The 18,428-nt window shown below is 40.1% G+C and carries 11 protein-coding genes; 4 read left to right on the plus strand and 7 right to left on the minus strand.

Translation table 11 applies throughout. The features are described from left to right. Positions 1-29: 29 nt before the first annotated feature. Positions 30-2,537: a zinc-dependent metalloprotease gene (locus WNY79_RS12605; RefSeq protein WP_342876015.1), complete on the minus strand. Its 2,508-nt coding sequence runs from the start codon at positions 2,535-2,537 to the stop codon at positions 30-32. 288 nt (positions 2,538-2,825) lie between these two features. On the opposite strand from WNY79_RS12605, the gene WNY79_RS12610 reads away from it, so the two are divergent. Then, positions 2,826-4,004, plus strand: a complete 1,179-nt coding sequence (locus tag WNY79_RS12610) for an efflux RND transporter periplasmic adaptor subunit (RefSeq protein ID WP_024598792.1) — start codon at positions 2,826-2,828, stop codon at positions 4,002-4,004. Between the two features lie 12 nt (positions 4,005-4,016). Continuing rightward, a complete protein-coding gene (locus WNY79_RS12615) occupies positions 4,017-7,139 on the plus strand; it encodes an efflux RND transporter permease subunit (protein WP_342876016.1) in 3,123 nt (1,040 codons plus the stop codon). A gap of 256 nt (positions 7,140-7,395) precedes the next feature. Here the strand turns inward: WNY79_RS12615 and WNY79_RS12620 are convergent, their stop codons facing one another. Continuing rightward, positions 7,396-7,848 carry a cytochrome c gene (locus tag WNY79_RS12620; protein WP_007580483.1) on the minus strand — a complete coding sequence of 151 codons (453 nt, stop codon included), beginning with the start codon at positions 7,846-7,848 and terminating at the stop codon, positions 7,396-7,398. A 92-nt stretch (positions 7,849-7,940) separates the two neighbouring features. Next, on the minus strand, positions 7,941-8,411 hold the full coding sequence (locus tag WNY79_RS12625) for a DUF2721 domain-containing protein (RefSeq protein ID WP_024589627.1): 471 nt from the start codon (positions 8,409-8,411) through the stop codon (positions 7,941-7,943). Between the two features lie 235 nt (positions 8,412-8,646). Here WNY79_RS12625 and WNY79_RS12630 point away from each other — a divergent pair, with 235 nt between their 5' ends. Together WNY79_RS12630 and WNY79_RS12635 are read left to right on the plus strand one after the other, a co-directional pair. Further along, complete coding sequence (locus WNY79_RS12630; protein WP_342876017.1) at positions 8,647-12,120, plus strand: S8 family serine peptidase; 3,474 nt, start codon at positions 8,647-8,649, stop codon at positions 12,118-12,120. Positions 12,121-12,324: 204 nt separating this feature from the next. After that, complete coding sequence (locus WNY79_RS12635; protein WP_342876018.1) at positions 12,325-14,499, plus strand: S9 family peptidase; 2,175 nt, start codon at positions 12,325-12,327, stop codon at positions 14,497-14,499. Between the two features lie 43 nt (positions 14,500-14,542). Here WNY79_RS12635 and WNY79_RS12640 read toward each other — a convergent pair whose 3' ends face one another. The 4 genes from WNY79_RS12640 to WNY79_RS12655 all read right to left on the minus strand — a co-directional run bounded on the left by WNY79_RS12640 (position 14,543) and on the right by WNY79_RS12655 (position 18,275). Beyond that, complete coding sequence (locus WNY79_RS12640) at positions 14,543-16,030, minus strand: HAMP domain-containing sensor histidine kinase (RefSeq protein WP_170072738.1); 1,488 nt, start codon at positions 16,028-16,030, stop codon at positions 14,543-14,545. 10 nt (positions 16,031-16,040) lie between these two features. Then, complete coding sequence (locus WNY79_RS12645) at positions 16,041-16,766, minus strand: response regulator transcription factor (RefSeq protein WP_007580488.1); 726 nt, start codon at positions 16,764-16,766, stop codon at positions 16,041-16,043. Between the two features lie 62 nt (positions 16,767-16,828). Beyond that, the gene (locus tag WNY79_RS12650; protein ID WP_024598799.1) at positions 16,829-17,563 is read right to left on the minus strand and encodes a spondin domain-containing protein; all 735 of its coding nucleotides are present in this window, start codon (positions 17,561-17,563) and stop codon (positions 16,829-16,831) included. Positions 17,564-17,573: 10 nt separating this feature from the next. After that, entirely contained in the window at positions 17,574-18,275 is a 702-nt protein-coding gene (locus WNY79_RS12655) for a spondin domain-containing protein (protein WP_170072739.1), read from the minus strand. Between the last annotated feature and the right edge of the window lie 153 nt (positions 18,276-18,428).

An 18,428-nucleotide genomic window follows, 5' to 3' on the forward strand; every position in this document is an offset into this window, starting at 1 on the left:
CCTTGGTTTACTCAATTAGTAGAGTTATTTTACGCTTCTAGCGCTTTTGCTATTAAGCGGTCAATATATTTTTTATGTGCTTTAGTTGCTGTATCTGCACCCCAAGCAACACTGGTATCGGCTATTTGAGTTAGCTGATATAACGCAGCTGTTTTAGCTAAGTTATCGTATTTACTTGCTTTGCCAAGACCTGCAATTGCGATTAGCTGATTAACATACTCAATTTGTAAGTTGTGACTAATAGAATTTGCGTCTTTGCTTTTCACAAAAATATTAGCGGTTAAATCTTGCATAAACTGAGTTAGGCTATATTTATTACCGTACAACGCAGTATCAGAAATACGCAGTAATACGGCTGGGTGTAATAGCTGTGCAAGTACAGATTTTTGCATCCCTAAAATCATTTGGTGTGCTTTAGGGTCTTCATTTTTGCCATAGTGATTAAAGCCACGACGTTGCAGCTGTAAGTAGCTATAAAGAGGTTGCATGTTTTGTAGTACGTCTGGTGCAAATACAAACTTTGCGAGTATATCCATCGCTTGTGTTTGGCGCTCAAGCGATACAGGTGTAAATGGTTTATCTGCGTTTGCATCACCCACTACAGCACGCTCAACGTACACACCACCAATCTGGCGAGAAACAACACCCGCTTGAGCTCGGTACTGACCAAATAAGCTGTTAGCAGAGGTAACAAGCTGTTGGTAAGACTCACCTTTAACTGTTGCTTTATCTTTTAGCTCAGTAAATAATTTATTAATTAGCGCCATACGATCTGCGCCATAGGCCGCAGGGTTTGATGACAAATCACCAATCATTACACGTGGATCGATATGGCGACCTGGTGCGCGCATATCGTCTGCGTCGTTACCAAAGGCAAGGGCATGTTCACTTGAACGAGCAAGTATTTTTTCAAGTCTAGCTTGTTCAGCAGCTTCATCTTCAAGCGCTACGCTGTAGCCATAGTTAATTGCCCAATCATCGTAAGGACCTGGTTTTGTTTGAAAAATATCACCTTGCTGCACACCAATTGGGGCAATGTTAGCCGGTGCATAATCCATAACAGAGCCGGTTACTATGCCTTGGGTTTTGTTTTTGTCGTGTACTTCTTTTTCATCCCACAAAATAGATGATTTCATATTGTGGTTAAGACCTAAAGTATGGCCTACTTCGTGAAGTACCAATTGTGTTAGACCTTGGCGAAGCATTTCTTTATCTTCAATTTTTCCGCCGCTAGCAAGGCCTTTGGCAAGCATTAGATTTTGTTGAATTTCATGCCCTAGTGAACAATTTAACTCGCCGGTATGTGTTGTTTCACCGTGGCTCATTGTTCCTTGAGTGAAAAGTGTGTCGTAAATCCAACGGTTTTTCATAAATACAAACTCAAGCATAATGTCTGAGCCCAGTATTTCGCCTGTTAATGGGTTAGCAAGTGCAGGTCCGTATCCGCCAAATGGAGGCTTAGGTGACGAAGTCCAACGCAGTACGTTGTAATTAATATCGCCCGCATCCCAATCTGCATCATCTGGTTGTACTTTTACCTCTAAGGCATTTTCAAAACCGGCTTTTTCAAAAGAAGTATTCCATGTTAAAACAGCATCACTAATAGTATCGCGCCACTCAATTGGTGTGGTGTTTTCTATCCACCAAGTAATTGGTTTTACTGGCTCTGAAAGTGCTGCACTAGGGTCTTTCTTTTGTAGATCCCAGCGTTTTATAACATCTTCATAAGGTGCCCAATCGGTAGATGTCATTTGATCAAATTGATTAGTAAAATAACCAATGCGCGCATCATCCATACGTGGTGCGTAGTTATTGCTAGGTAGGGCAACAAACGAGTGTTGAACTTTTACCGATACACTACGTGGGTCGCTTACTGCATTTGAGCCGCGTACCGTTGGGCTTGGGTTAGTAAATACATAATCAACAACCACGTCTAAGTTATTAGGGTATGGGCGCTGTTTAATAATGCGTGATTTTTTATCGTCTAGCTTGCCTACTTTAAAGCGCTTTTTAGCGTTTTTATCAGCTGGATTTGGCGTAGGTGATACTTTATGAAGTGCTTCGCTTAAAAATAACTTATTTACGTTGAATGCTATTTTACCGTCTTCTTCTTTTTCTATTTTAATGCTCGCAAGTACCGCTTCACTAATATTGGCATCACTCGCTTTTGAAATTGCACTGTTTTCGTCAAATTTGTAGCGAGGTGTTTTGCTAATGATATCGATACGATCAAAGTATTTTCTAAATTCAATTAACTTAGTTTCGCGGTACGAACCACGATAATGGCCTGCATCTGTAACGCCATCAACGGTATGCGCAAAATATACAAACGGCGTATTAAGTTGGGACTCGTTAATCACCATAAGGTGCTTACCGGTTTTTTCGTCTTGATAAAGGTTAAATATACCGGCAAATTCGGTTTGTCCTTTGATCATTTCGCTAAGTGTTTTTGGCTCTTTTTCGTCTTTTTTATCGGCTGCAAATGCATGGCTGCCAAACGCTAAGCTAAGCGCAAGGGTGATGGTCGTTAATTTCATTTTGAGACTTTTAATATTTGTTAATTTAATTGGACTGTACGTAAATTAATTTGATTTCGCACATCTTCGCGACGAAATTTAAGTGTACAACGCTAATTAACTGATATTAATAAATAAAAGTTTGTAACAAAATATAACGAATGAGATGAACTGCATGCAAAGTTATTTTTTATAACCCGGAAAATCGGTGTTTCATATGCATTTGCAACAGTTGCTTACAAATGTCACCTTAATGTTTCATATGGCTCTGGTATTATGACGTTAATAGAATTTTGGGGATAATCGGATATGCAAACAAATTCACTTAGATGGGTTTTTCCATTTGTAGCACTAGTTGTTGGTGTTGTTGGCTTTATGGGAATAAATGCCATTGCACAAGAGCCAGAAAAAAAAGAAGTAATTGATACTCGTCCAACAGTGCAAGTTGAGCCAGTGGCTGCAAACGATCATCAAGTTATTATTAATAGCTACGGTGAAGTAAAGCCACTTGAAAATACACAACTCTCGGCGCAGGTGTCGGGTGAAGTGCTAAGTTGGCATCCTAATTTTGTAGCCGGTGGAATCGTTGCTCGCGGTGAGACGTTGTTTACTATCGAAAAAGATAACTATGAAGCAGCAGTACTTGTTGCTGAGGCCGAAATAGCTCGCGCACAGGCAGGCTTAATTGAAGAACAAGCCCAAGCCCAAGTAGCCGAAGACGAAGCAAAGCGTTTTCCAAGTAAAGCGCGTACCGACTTATTTTTACGTAAGCCTCAAGTGCTAAGTGCGCAGGCGTCTGTAAAGTCGGCGCAAGCTGCATTAAAACGTGCACAACGTGACTTAGATAATTGTGAAGTAACAGCCCCTTACGATGCATTGGTTATTAGCCGAAATGTAGGTGTGGGTCAATTTGTCACTATGGGTTCGCAAGTTGCTGAACTCAATAATATTGAAACTGCTGAAGTGATTATTCCTATAGCAGGGTTCGATAGCGTTTTTTTGCCAGAGCGTATTAAAGGTATTACCGCAACGATTATTCAAAAGGGCCTAAACAGCTTCACCCGTGAAGGTGTAATTGACCGTGACTTAGGGATTGTTGATAACGCTACACGTATGAGCAGTTTAGTAGTACGTATAGAAGACCCATACGGTCTTAAAAACATACAACCAGCCATTAAGTTTGGCAGCTACGTACAGGTAAATTTTGCAGGTGCAATGCTTAATAATATTTACCGTTTACCGCAAGCTTTGGTTAACAATCAAACTGTGTGGGTAGTAAACGAAAATCAAGAACTAGAGCCTCGCAAAGTAACGGTTATTCGTGAAGAGGGTGAGTATTTTTATATTAGCAGTGGTTTAAATGCCGATGACAAACTCGTTATTACTTTACCTGAATACCCGCAAAAAGGAATGCAGGTTAAAATTGCAGGTGTAGCTGCAAAACCAGAAAGCTCAGAAACGAGCACTTCAAACACGCAACAGCTGTAGGGTGTAATAGTTATGAGCGAGTCAATACAACAAAAACAAACAGGGTTAATTGCCTACTTTGCTAATAATTCAGTAGCCGCTAATTTAATGATGTTTTTTATCATTATTATGGGGGCTATAAGTTACTTTACGATTCAGCGTCAAATGTTTCCTAATGTAGAGATTAACTACATTAATATTGAGGCTAATTACCCCGGTGCTTCTCCTCAGGAAATAGAAGAAAGTATTCTCATAAAAGTTGAAGAGTCACTTAAAGATATAACCGAAATTAAAAAAGGCGTGTATCGCGCATTTAGAAATGGCGGTACAGCAAGCCTAGAAATAAACACCGATGCAGAGCTTACCGATGTACTTGATAAGGTAAAGCTACGCGTTGATGGCATTGCCACTTTTCCGGCTGGTATGGAACCGGTCACCATAAGTCAGGTTGAGTTTAGGCAAGATGTAATAGGCATGACACTCGTTGCTGATTTACCACTTACAGAGCTTAAGCCTATAGCAAACCAAATAGAGGATGAGTTACTACAGTTATCTAACGTGTCGTTAGTGGTAAACGATGTACCGCTTGATGAAATTGCTATTGAAATAGAGCCCGATACGCTTCGCCAATATAATTTAACCCTTAGTGATGTGATGAATGCGGTACGCCGTTACTCAGCTAACTTCTCTGCTGGGCAGCTAAAAACAGACGCAGGCGTTATTTCTGTTCGCGTCGAAAACCAGTTTTACTCAGGTGATGAATTTAGACAAATTCCGGTAAAAATTGGTGAGTATGGCGCTAAAGTTTTACTGCAAGATATTGCCGTAATTAAAGATCAATTTACTGAAGGTGAGCGCTACTTTAAGTTTAACGGTGAAAACGCGGTGTATTTATCGGTTAAAGCAACGCAAGAACAAAACATGATTCCCGTTGCGGATTCGGTTAAAGCGTTTATTGATCAAAAAAATAAGCAGTTGCCGCCGGGTATTCGGTTAGAGCCATTAATGGACATGACATACTACCTAAATGCTCGCCTTGATATGATGAAAGCTAACCTGTTTCAAGGTGCCATTTTGGTGGCAATTATGTTGTCGTTATTCTTGCGTTTTAAACTAGCGCTTTGGGTAATGATTGGCTTACCTGTTTGTTTTTTAGGGGCTATGATGATGATGCCACTGTTTGGCATTAGCATTAATATTATTTCGTTATTCGCTTTTATAATGGTGCTCGGCATCGTGGTGGATGATGCCATCGTGATAGGGGAAGCTGCCTACACCGAAGTTGAAAAAAGCGGCGGTGGTGTAGAAAATGTTGTGCGTGGCGCTAACCGAGTCGCGACCCCTGCAACCTTTGGTGTGTTAACAACGATTGCTGTATTTGCACCATTCACAATGTCGAGCGGGCCAGAAAGTGCCTTCTTTTATGGTATAGCCGTTGTAGTAATGCTGTGTTTAGTATTTAGTTTGATTGAATCAAAGCTGATACTGCCAGCTCACATTGCTCATACGCACTTTTCGCCGATCAAAAAAGGTGGTTGGCGCGATCGCTTCAATACACGCTTTTTTGGTTTCGTAAATGGTCCATATAAACGTTTTATTGCTAAGTGTGTTGATTGGCGCTGGACTGTTTTGTTTGCTTTTATTGCAATGTTTATAATCAGTATTGCACTTATTACGTCTAATAAAGTACGTACAGTTCCAACTCCTAAAGTGCCGCATGACTTTCCACAAATACAAGTTGAAATGAACGACAACGTTTCTGATTTACAAACCATTGCCGCTATTCGCGAAATAGAAGCTATGGTACTTAGAGTCGATGAAGAAACAGAACGTGAATTTGGCCAAAAAATTATTCGTGATGTATTGGTATTTAACCAAGGCAGAACTGAGTCGCAGTTACTAGCTCCATTAGTTGACGAAGATTCACGTCCATACAATGCATTTGAGCTTTCTCGCCGATGGCGTGAGGCTATGCCGACTATTGCTGGTATTAAGTCGTTAACTATTCAAGACGATGTTGGTGGCGGCGGTGGTAATGGCGGCGGCGAGTTTGGCTATTTACTGTATGGCTCAGATATAGATACTTTAAATCAAGCGGGTCGTCGTTTTATTCAATTACTTCAACAGCAAAAAGGGTTGTTTGATATTAGCTCAACCATAGATCCTGCGAGCAAAGAAGTGCAAATGAGCCTTAAACCTGTTGCTTACGATTTAGGCTTAGATTTAGCAGGTATTGCAAATCAAGTTGGAGCCAGTTTTTATGGTGGCGAAGCGCAGCGCGTAATCCGAAACGGCGAAGAAGTACGCGTAATGGTACGCTACCCTAAACTGACTCGTGAGGCATTTTCATCACTTAAACACACCGTGGTTACTACCCCGCAAGGGCGAGAAGTACTTCTTGGTGATGTAGTAGAATTAACCGAAACGCCAGGTATTAGCTATATACGCCGCGAAGGTGGCTACCGTACCGTATATGTTTATGGCAATATTGATGAAGAGCAAATTGAGCCGGGTGAAGTGGTTAAGCAAGTAAAAGAAAACTTACTGCCACAGCTAATAGAAGAATTCCCAAGTGTTAAATCAGAGCTTGGTGGCGCAATAGAAGAGCAGCAAGCTCAAGCTAATGAGCAAATAATGTTTTTTATTGGCGGAATGATTTTAGTATACATACTGCTAGCTGTGCCGCTTAAAAGCTATTCACAACCGCTTATTGTAATGTCGGTTATTCCGTTTAGTTTAACCGGGGCTATTTGGGGTCATTACTGGTTTGATTTAGATATGAGCTTAATGTCGGGATTTGGCTTAATTGCCGCAGCAGGTGTTGTTATAAATGATTCACTTGTAATGACCGATTATGTAAACCAAGTTCGCCGCGAAGGCGTTAGCGTTAAAAATGCGGTAATAGAAGCAGGTTGTGCTCGCTTTAGAGCAATACTATTAACGTCTATAACAACCTTTGCTGGTGTATTACCTATTATGTTTGAAACAAGCCTGCAGGCTAAGTTTGTAATACCTATGGCGGTAGCACTTGGCTTTGCTGTTATGTTTGCAACGTTAATAACGCTTATATTAGTACCGTGTTTATATATTATTTTGGGTGATATTGGTGCGATGTTTAAGCGCCCATTTAAAGGCCGAGCTGCTAAAGTCTCGTAATAATACCAATTCGCAATAATACTTAATCATTTTACGGGGCTAAACGTGTCGCTACCTACGTTAAAAAATTCTCATTTAGAACAACTAAATAGCGAATTTTTTGCCTAGCTATCAACACGTTTTCCCAGCCTTAAAATAGATCACTTAATTAAGCGAATTGGTATAAATATAAAGCATAAAAAAAGCACTGACCGTTATTAACGCTCAGTGCTTTTTTAGTATCTATTTATTGTTGTTAAACTGGCTACAACAATAATTAATCTTTAAATTGCTTATGACAATCTTTACAGCCTTTAGCCCATGCGCCAAAAGCTTTACCAATTACGGCTTTATCGCCCGATTGAGCAGCTAACGCTAGCTTATCTGCATTTGCTGCAAAAGCATTCGCTTTTTCAACAAAGGTTGCATTTTCGGCCCAAACAGCAGCAAGTGCAGCTGTGTCGCCTTTATCTGTCCCTTCGTAAAACGCTTCCCATGGCATTTTTGAAAGTGCAGCAGCGTTGTTAGCACGCATTTTAAATTGCTCTGCGTCAAAAGGTACTTTACCTTTTAGCATTGCGCCCATGTCACCAATTTGTACTGAGATCATTGAAAACGCTGCTTGGCGGTATTCAATCGCGTCACTTGGCTCTTTAAATGCAGAATTTGCCGATACGCTAAATGCACACGTTGCCAGTGCTATTGTTGCTAATACTTTTTTTAATTTCATGTTTGCCCCTGTTGAAAATTGTAATTCTTAATTCGGTATCTTGTATCTAACATCGTATTTATTCAAGTGAATACGATAGATTTAACTAAAACTTAATCGTTTATATCAATATCTGCAAATATCATCCCGCGACGCATGCTTCTAGTTGCTAAGAATACCTCACCAAGTAACGACATGAATGCACATATAAGCAATGCCATTGCTGCTACAAAACAACAAGCAATGGTCACGCTTAAGTTAATTGATTGAATGTGCGACAAGAATAAAAACATAACCACAGCACATACAAGTAAGGCACTTAATACGCTTAAGCTAAAAGCAATATGTATACATCGAGATCTTTTTAATAAGGCGCGCAGCTCTGTTGCTAGCGACTTATTAAAATCGTCATCTGTATTTACTTTTAATCTTCGCTCAAGTAAGCGCGCTCTGTCGGTAATTCGTGCTAAGCGATTAGATAAAACACCTAAAGTTGCTGCTATACCTGTGATTAAAAATACGGGAGCAACGGCCGTTTGAATCACTTTAGCCATGGTTAAAATGTTAATTACTTCGCTATTCATTTAATTCTCAAGAAAAAGTTAGGGTTGTTTACATTAGTTCACAAATATGATTTTTTGGTTTTATTGTTTTAAATCAATTTGTTGAAGTGTTTTTTTTGTGTTTATACGTTTTGCTGTCATGTGTTTGTAACCAAGGTGTTGCTTGGGTTGCCCCGAAAGTTTTATATTCAGCGGAGCATATAATCATTTTGATTAATACAAATACAATAATACATAACCTATCCAAGGGGAACTCATGGCTAATAATATAATAAAAAAAACTGCTATAGCTACGGCTGTATCAAGTGCATTTCTTGCTACTTTTGTTAATGCCGCAACTTTACCTAATGCAACAATAGCACCTCAAGCTGCTGAACAGGTGAAAGAGTTAGCATCTGAGCAAAAACAGCCTTCAGCACATATGATTGTTTTACGTGCAACAACGTCTGTTGATGCTGTGGCTTCTGGCACTTATGAAGCGTCAAGCAGTCGTGAAATGATTGCTAACATTGAGTTGCTTCAAAACACGATGGCCAACGAGCTTAGTAGCTTAGACTTTGATGCAAAAATAATTGGTAAAACAAAAATATTAGCACCAACATTAATTGTGCAGGCGACACCAGAAGCCTTAGCTAAAATAGCTAAAGATTCACGAGTGGCTAAAGTATTACCGATGTTTGACTACGAATTACATGTAGCTGCAACGTCTGAATATATTAATGCTAAGCCTTTAATTGTTGATGGTATTGTAACTGGTAAAGGTCAGCGTGTGGCTGTTCTAGATACTGGTATTGACTATACCCACAAAGCATTTGGTGGTGAGGGTACAGTTGAGGCATACGATGCTGCTCAAGCTGATCCTACAACGGTTAATTGGCCACAAGGTATTGTACAAGGCGGTTACGATTTTATTCATGAAGATGCAGACCCGATCGAGAATGATCCTGAAGTTGTAATTCCTGATGTGGATGAACCAACAAACCATGGTACGTCTTCTTCAAATTCAGTGAATGGTATTGCACCTGATGTTGAATTATATGTTTACTCTGTTTGTGGTGGTGGCTGTCCAAGTGCTGCTCAAGCTGCGGCACTAGAAGCTGCAATGGATCCAAATGGCGATGGTGATATTTCAGACCGCGTAGATGTTATGAACATGTCGTTGGGTGGCGAGTTTGGCGATACATATACTGGTGGTGGTGCACAATACCTAATTCAACGTGCTGTTGATTTAGGTGTGAATATGGTTATTTCAGCCGGTAATGATGGTGATCATCCATTCCGCATTGGTGGTCCAAGCACGACACCAAATGCGTTATCAGTAGGCGCAATGACCCATCCTACAACTGCGGTTGTTACTGCAACAGGTACTGTTGCTGGTATTGAAGGTAATATTCAAGCATCAGGCTTTGGTCCGCAAACTGACTTTGTAATTACAGGTGCAGATATTGATTTAATATACCCTGACACAAACCAAGATGGTTGTGTTGATTTTGCTGATGATGTTGATTTTACTGGTAAAGCGGTTTTAATCGACCGTGGTGCATGTGCATTTACAGTTAAAGTACTTAGTGCACAGAAGAAAGGTGCTGAGTTTGTACTGATTGCAAATAATACAGATGATGGCACTCCGGCTCCTATGGGTGGTTTTGACGCTGATGTAACTATTAAAAATGTAGGCATTAATTTTGCTGCAGGTGCTGCTTTAAAAGCTCAATTAGCTGCAGGCGATACGGCAACATTTGATATTGATGTAAAAGTTAAAACTACAGCAGGTGCGGTAGCTACGTTCTCTTCTCGTGGCCCTTCGATGGATGGTTTATTAAAACCAGAAATTACTGCCCCTGGTACTAGTATATTAGTTGCTGCAGCAGGCACGCAGGATCAGCTAGCTCCTGTATCTGGAACATCTTTTTCAGGCCCTATTACAGCCGGTGCTGTTGCGATGGTTCGTGAAGCACACCCTGAGCGTAATGCATTTGAAATTAAAGCTACAATAATGAATGCAGCTGACTTAAATGTAACAAATGAGCCTTTAGCGAGTAGCCCTGACTCAGAATTAGCTCCAATTAGTATGATTGGTTCAGGCTTAGTTGACGTAACTAAAGCAGTCAACTTACCAGTAGCTGCATGGGTTAATAATACACAGTTTAATACTAAACAAGCGGCTCTTTCATTCGGCCTTGTGTCAATGGCTGGAACAGAGTCTCTAATTAAAACAGTGACCGTTAAGAACTTCTCATCTGATGCTAAAACGTATGCGCTACGCACTGAAGCTCGCTATCAAAATGATGACGATACAGCTGCAATTAGCTGGGATTTCCCTGACTCGGTAACAATCCCTGCAGGTCAGTCAATTAACTTTGATGTGACGCTAACTGTTGATCCAACAAAACTACCAGCGTGGGAATTAGAAAACCCATTTAGTGCAGACGATATTGCTGCAAGAAGCGCTGCACTTACTTCAATAGAGTTTGATGGTGCGTTAGTATTTAATGATGCAAGTACAGATACAGACCACGATTTGCATGTTGTGTATCATGCAATGCCAAAAGCTGCGACAGAATTAAGCGTTTCGTCTCAAATCATTGATAACGAAATGGCACTTATTGTTGAAAATAGCGGCCTAACAGACATTACTCCTTTTGCAGAAAGCATTGTTGCAACAGGCACAGAGAAAACACGAGAAGAAGCTGAGTTTAATATTTTAGCGACGACTTTCTCTGCATTTGCAGATAGCTCTTGTGACTCTGGTATTTTTGTAACGTCATCAATTCAATTACGAGATCCGTTAACGCATGTATTCCAAGCAGGCTACAGATTAGAAGTTGATACTGATAACGACGGTGTTTATGATCAAGTTATGCAAAACTATAACGACCGTGGTCGTCAAACTGCATTCCCTGGCCGTAGCCGTACAGTAATTGGTGAAACTGATGGCGCTGGTAACGATTCGCTAGCATGGGTTACTCCGCTTTATCACTCAGCCGGTGAAGATACTATTACATTCTCCACTTGTAGTGAGTTACTAAATGTTGATGGTTCATTACTTGGTGAAAACATGAACTTTAAAGCATCTGTAGGTTATCCTTCATATGTTACAGGTGTATTCACTCAGACAGATAGCATTGAAGGTTCAACTACATTTGGAGCCTCTCCAAATGTAACTCTTACTTCTATGGAGACTGGTGAAGCAGTTACTTCACTTAAACCGGGTGAAAAAGCAATTGTTGAAGCAAGCGGTCCATTTGCATTATCACAAACGTCTGGTTTAGATATTGTTAAAGTGATGAATAGTGCTGAGTTAGAGCTTCCTGCAATCGAGGCTCCAATGCTAGTTGGTGGTGAGTTTAGTGTTTCAGAAGATGCTGTTAACGGAACAGTTGTTGGTGCACTAACTATCACTGAGTCTGATCAAGACTTAGGTGTATCAGAATACTACGTGCAATCAAGTACTCACCAAGGTTTCGGTATTGATGCCGATGGGCAAGTAGTTGTAACTAACACTGAATTATTAACAGGTGATTCATCAGCTGAAATTCAAGTTGTTGCCATTGATATACGCGGTAATGTATCTGCTCCTGCTGTAGTTACTATAAGTATTACAAAAGTAGTACCGCCAGTAGTAGAGACCGTAGTACCAGAAAGCAAAAAGAGCTCATCTGGCTCACTTGCATGGTTAACATTACTAGTAGCGCCATTTGCATTTATACGCCGTCGTAAACAAAAGTAACTTTATAACTTAATAGTTATACAAAGGGAGCTTCGGCTCCCTTTTTACATTGCTTCACAAACTAAACAACTACAAACTCTAATTTATAGGTATATTTAATTACTTAATTACTTAATTACTTAATTACTTAATTACTTAATTACTTAATTACTTAATTACTTAATTACTTAATAAAAAATAAAAATATAACAAGGACTTTGACTGATGAAACGTACCCCATTCGCACTCGCTGCACTATCACTCGCTATTTTAAGTGGCTGTAACCAAGCCCCAGAAGAAACTCAAAAAAATAATACACAAGTTAAAACAGTTCAAGTAGTCCAAGCTGTTGCCCCGGTTGCTAAAAAAGTGCCACATGAAATGACTATTCATGGTGATACACGTATAGATGATTACTATTGGCTGCGTGATGATGAACGTAAAGCGCCAGAGGTAATTAACTATTTAGAAGCTGAAAATACATACACTGATGCAATGCTTGCACATACTAAAACGCTACAAAGCGAATTGTTTGAAGAGCTAAAAGGGCGTATTCAAAAAGACGATGATTCAGTCCCAGTTAAAAACGGTGATTATTTTTACTCAACGCAAACACGTGGCGATAACGAATACACTACTTACTTACGCAGCAGCGATTTTGCAGGTACCGATCAGCAAGTTATTTTAGATGTAAATGAGCTTGCTAAAGGTCATGATTATTATGCGGTAAGTGGCTTAGATGTAAGCCCGAATGGCAATTTAATGGCTTATGGCGAAGATACTGTTAGCCGTCGTATTTATAGCATAAAAATAAAAGACTTAACTACCGGTAAATTACTCGAAGACACACTTGAAGGCACTAACGGTGGCATTGTGTGGGCAAGCGATAACAAAACGGTTTACTACATTAAAAAAGATTTACAAACTCTACTAGGTTACCAAGTTTATCGTCATACATTAGGTACACCGCAAGCTGATGACGAGCTAATATACGAAGAGACTGATACCAGTTACTACATGGGTATGAGTAAAAGCAAAGATGAGTCAGAAATTTATATTTGGCACAGCAGTACGGCCGCATCAGGCGTATCGGTATTAAGTGCTGATGATACCAAAGCAATGCCTAAACGCTTAATTGAACGCGAAGCAGGGCTTGAATATGGGATTTCTAAACTAGGGAATACTTACTACATTGTAACTAACTTAGATGCTGTAAATTTTCAGCTGATGAAAGTTGATATTGATAAAGCAAGCGACAAAGCAAATTGGCAAAGTGTGATCCCAGCGCGCGATAATATTAAGCTCGAAGGCATTGATTTATTTAATGACTACTTAGTTTATCAAGAACGTGAAATGGGCCAATCAAAGTTGATTGCGCGTAATTTAAAAACGGGTAAAGAGTTACCGCTGAGCTTTAACGACAGCGCTTATACAATTGGTACTTATGGCAATAACGATATAGATAGCAGCACGCTACGTGTTTACTACACAAGCATGACCACTCCAAGCTCATCGTACGATGTAGATTTAACGACTGGCGATAAAACGCTTCTTAAGCAACAGGTTGTATTAGGTGATTTTGATGCTGACAATTACGCTTCAGAGCGTATTTTTGTAACAGCACGCGATGGCATTAAAGTACCAGTAAGCTTAGTTTACCGTAAAGATACGTTTAAAAAAGATGGCGCTAACCCGCTACTGCAATATGGTTATGGGTCGTACGGTGCAACCATGGATCCAACGTTCTCAAGCTCACGTTTGAGCTTGTTAGACCGTGGCTTTGTATTTGCAATTGCTCATGTTCGTGGCTCGCAAATGTTAGGTCGTCCTTGGTACGAAGATGGTAAGCTACTCACTAAAAAGAATACGTTTAACGACTTCGTTGACGTAACTAAAGCATTGGTTTCTCAAAAGTATGGCGCAAAAGATGAAATATTTGCGTTAGGCGGCAGTGCTGGTGGCTTACTAATGGGCGCAGTGGCAAACCAAGCGCCTGAGCTTTATAAAGGCATGGTTGCTGCGGTACCGTTTGTAGATGTAGTTACAACGATGCTTGATGCAAGTATTCCGCTTACAACAAATGAATACGGTGAATGGGGTAACCCAAACGAAAAGGCGTATTACGATTACATGCTGTCTTATTCGCCATACGACCAAGTATCTAAGCAAGCGTATCCTAATATGCTAGTAACGACGGGCCTGCACGACTCACAAGTTCAATACTTTGAACCTGCAAAATGGGTTGCTAAGCTGCGTGACTATAAAACTGATGACAATAAGTTATTGTTTAAAATAGATATGGAAGCAGGGCATGGCGGCGCATCGGGTCGCTTTAAACGCTTAGAAGATACCGCGCTAAACTATGCATTTATGCTTGATTTAGCGGGTATTAAAAAGTAATTAATTTATATATTTAAAATAAATAAAAAATGTAAGGTGCTTTTTAAGAAAGCACCTTTTTTTGTGGCAAGTTAAAGCTAAACATAGTGCCTTTACCAATTTCACTTTGTACGTAAATTTCGCTATCCATCAGTTTTAATAGACCTCTGCAAATAGCCAATCCTAAACCACCTTGCTGGCGCCCTTCTTTATTTGAGTTGCTTGCTTGGTAGTGCGGGTCAAAAATAGCATTCAGCTCATCTTCTTTTATGCCTACACCAGTATCGGATACATGCACAAATAGTTGATTATCGTCACTGCGTTTTACATGTACGGCAATGCTGCCGCCGCGAGGGGTATGCCTAATTGCATTATCAATTAAGTTACTTAGCACACGCTCTAATTTAGCTATATCGGCAACCACAGGAAAATCACAAATTGCGGGCTCTACCGATAAACTAATACCTTTTTTATCAACGGCTAAACTGAATTTTGCGATGCAATCGTAAATTAGCTCACCTAAATTAAAGGTTTCTTTATTTATACTTATTTCGCCATTTTCTAAGTGAGCAAGCTCAAATATTTGCTCTATGAGTAGCTTTAATTGCCCGCAATTATTAAGTGAAACTTGTAAGTACTCTTGCTGCTCTTTTTTACTTAATTGTTCGCCCGACTGATTTAATACTTCTAAAAACCCCTGCAAGGAGGCAAGTGGTGTACGTAGGTCGTGCGATAGATGAGTTAGCAACTCTTTGCGTTGTTTATCGCCTTGCTCAAGGGCTTTAAACTGCTCGTTAATACGCGTTAACATGGCTTGAATACTTCGCCCTAAACTATGCACTTCGTTACTTTTTTGCGTTGAATAGTTACTTAGCTTGGTGTCGGTAAGGCTGTAGTTAGCGGCTTCAATATTACTAACATCGCGTGCTAAGCGCTGAATTGGGTTGGTAAAAAAGCGTAGCAAAATTAGCATCGCAATAAATAAAAATGCGAGTGCAGAGCCAAGCCATAAAGCGGCTAGCCATAACTTATCATTATTTTTTACAGTGCTTAGTGAGGTGTCGTAAGCCTCACCACCAATAATTACATATAAATAACCTTGTAACTTATCGTGATTAAATACTGGCGCGGCTGAAAATATCTTTTGTTGCTCTTTATTACGAGGATTATCACCATAAATAGGTGCAGCGCTTGGGTCGTTAATCAGCCTTTTTAAAGGCGTTAAACTAATATGCGTGCGTTTAACTTTACCCGGCTTTGCTGAGTAAGTAAGAATTTTTCCGGTTTCGTCTACAAAATAGAATTCAAACGCTGGGCCTAATAACATTAAGGTATGAAAAAGATTTTCAAGCGCTTTATAGTCGTAAACACCTTCTTTTATTAATGGGTTATCTTGTACTAAATGCTCCGCTAACGCTAAGTGCAGGTTTTGTTCTGCATGGTGCTTTGAAGTCAGTTCTAATTGCTTGCTCCAACCGTAAACTAGGGCACAAATAAAACAAAAAATTACGACGAGCGATATAGCTAATTTTTGATACAAAGATAATTTCATAATAGGTGTCTTAATTGAGTTGGCTAGGGTTTAGTTTGTAACCAACACCCCAAACTGTTTCGATGATAGGCGCTTGTTGGTGTTCTTCTAGCTTGGCACGTAAGCGGTTTATATGTGAATTAACCGTGTGCTCGTAACCACTGTGTTGATATCCCCATACTTTATCGAGTAATTGTTGGCGACTAAAAACATGATTAGGATGGCGTGCAAAGTAAACGAGTAAATCAAATTCGGTGGCTGTAAGGTTAAGGGCTTGTTTGCCTAAATACACTTGGTGCGAACTAAATTCTATATTGAGTGAGCCTACATTTAGTGTTTGTTCGCTATCAACGGGAGAGTTGTCGTTATTTTGGCTAGCGAGTAGCTGTGCTCTGTGGCGTAATTGGGTTTTTACTCTGGCTTGTAATTCGCGTGCAAAAAATGGCTTACAAATATAATCATCAGCGCCCATTTCAAGGCCAATAACTCTGTCCATATCGCTACTAAGCGCGGTGAGTAAAATAACGGAGGTAGTAGGGTAATGCTCTTTTATTTTTCGGCACAAACTCAAACCATCCATTTGCGGTAAGTTTATATCTAGTAAAATAAGTCCGTAGGGATGCTTGGCTATTTTTTTTAAGGCAAGCTCTGCGCTTACAACATGATCAACATGTAAGTTAAGCGACGTTAGCTGCGTGGTAATTAACTTACCTATTTCTCTGTCATCTTCTACTACTAATATTTTTTCGTGACGCATGTATTACCTCGTAAAAAGGGGGGCATCCGTGCTCCCTTACTTCCCCATTACAAGCTGGAACGTTACTGCGTGCGCGTAATTACTATTTTCGATACCGGGTTATCAAACTTATGTTCAACACCGAGTGCTGATGTTGATAATCCATCTTGATTTGAAACAATGCCTGGGTGCATTGTTATTATATCGGCAGTATCGTCACGTATTTCGTTAAACCCTTCGCCGCTAGCGGCAGGACCTGGCACAGTTTCAGCTGTTTCTGTATTTGCTTCCGTACCAGCATCATAAGCAACGGTTGTACTCATTAGCGAGTCACCTACTTCTAATGAAGATACATCTACAAGACTAAGACCGGTAAATGTGTCATTTGTATTCCCAAGCATTGCAGCAAATGACAAATTAAGCGTTTCTTGGTCTTCAACAGAGATGATTACTGTGGTTGTCTCACCAGGACCAATGCCTCCTTCAGCTGAAACAGCAGCAAGTGCACTTTCGTAACTTAGGTATTCTTCATTTGCGCCGCTTTCTGCAAGCATTTCTAAACCAACAGAGGCTGTTGTACCGAATGTCCAAGGTGCTTCATCTTCAAAAGCAATGACAGAGAGTGGTGACAAAGGTTGCCCTGCGGTTAAATTACTAAAAGTAATAGTAAACTCATTGATTACAGGTTCTACAACAATAGGTTCAACAACGACCGGCTCTTCAACCACTGGGTCGTTATCATTATCGCTACACGCTGCAAGTGTGGTTGCAAGTGCAAGCACTAGTAGACTTTTTTTAAGGTTGTTAGCAGATAACATAGTCATGCTCCTACTTAACTGTAACGGTTAATTGTGCCACTGGGTTTAACCATCTGTGTACTGTATTACTTAAATCGCTATTGCCCGCTTCTAAATCGTCATCACCTAAGCTACCAGGGTGAATATGGATACTTGTATTTGTATCACCACTTAATATACCTGTACCGCCAGTGCCAGCGTCGCCACCTGGAGCCGCAGGAATACCCGGAGTACCTGGAGCCCCAGAGCCCTCAACTACAAGCTCATTGTTTTGTTCTGTGCCTGCATCGTAAGCATTTAAATTAATTGTGTAAGTGCCTGCTTCTGTTGGAATTTTCCAGCTGTTTAAACCTACAAAGCCATCATTAGTTGGCAGCATCATTGCAGTTAAAGATAAGTACTCGTTACCGTCGGTTGTTGTCAGTGTTGCCGTTGTAGATGCGGCTGGTGCAAGTAAACCTTCAGCTGGATTTGCAGCCATGTCACTACCTGCAGCAGTAGCTTGTGAAACTAGCTCTGCAATATTGCCGCCTTCAGCCATTGTTTGTAATGCTGTAGAAGCTTCTGTTGCTACTTCAAATAGTGTGTCTTCGTTGTTGTGTGCTGTAATTAATAACGGGGTAAAGTGAATACCCTTGGTTAGGTTAGTAACTTTTAAGTCTAGTTCTGCGGCCACAGTCGATTGGCTAGCTGCCGCTAAAAGAATTGCGATTGTTAATGTAGAAGCTTTCATTATTATTTCCTGTAAGTGATGATTCGAGCTAAGTATTGAATAATCGTCTCCAGAAACTCTCACAAACTTATCACTTTTTTATCACAAGATTTCACGCTGTGATTTTTAAAGGTAAATACGTTGGTTGATTAGTAGACATTTGTTTAGTTAAGA

The organism is Pseudoalteromonas sp. AS84, assembly GCF_038900255.1.
Taxonomy (GTDB): domain Bacteria; phylum Pseudomonadota; class Gammaproteobacteria; order Enterobacterales; family Alteromonadaceae; genus Pseudoalteromonas.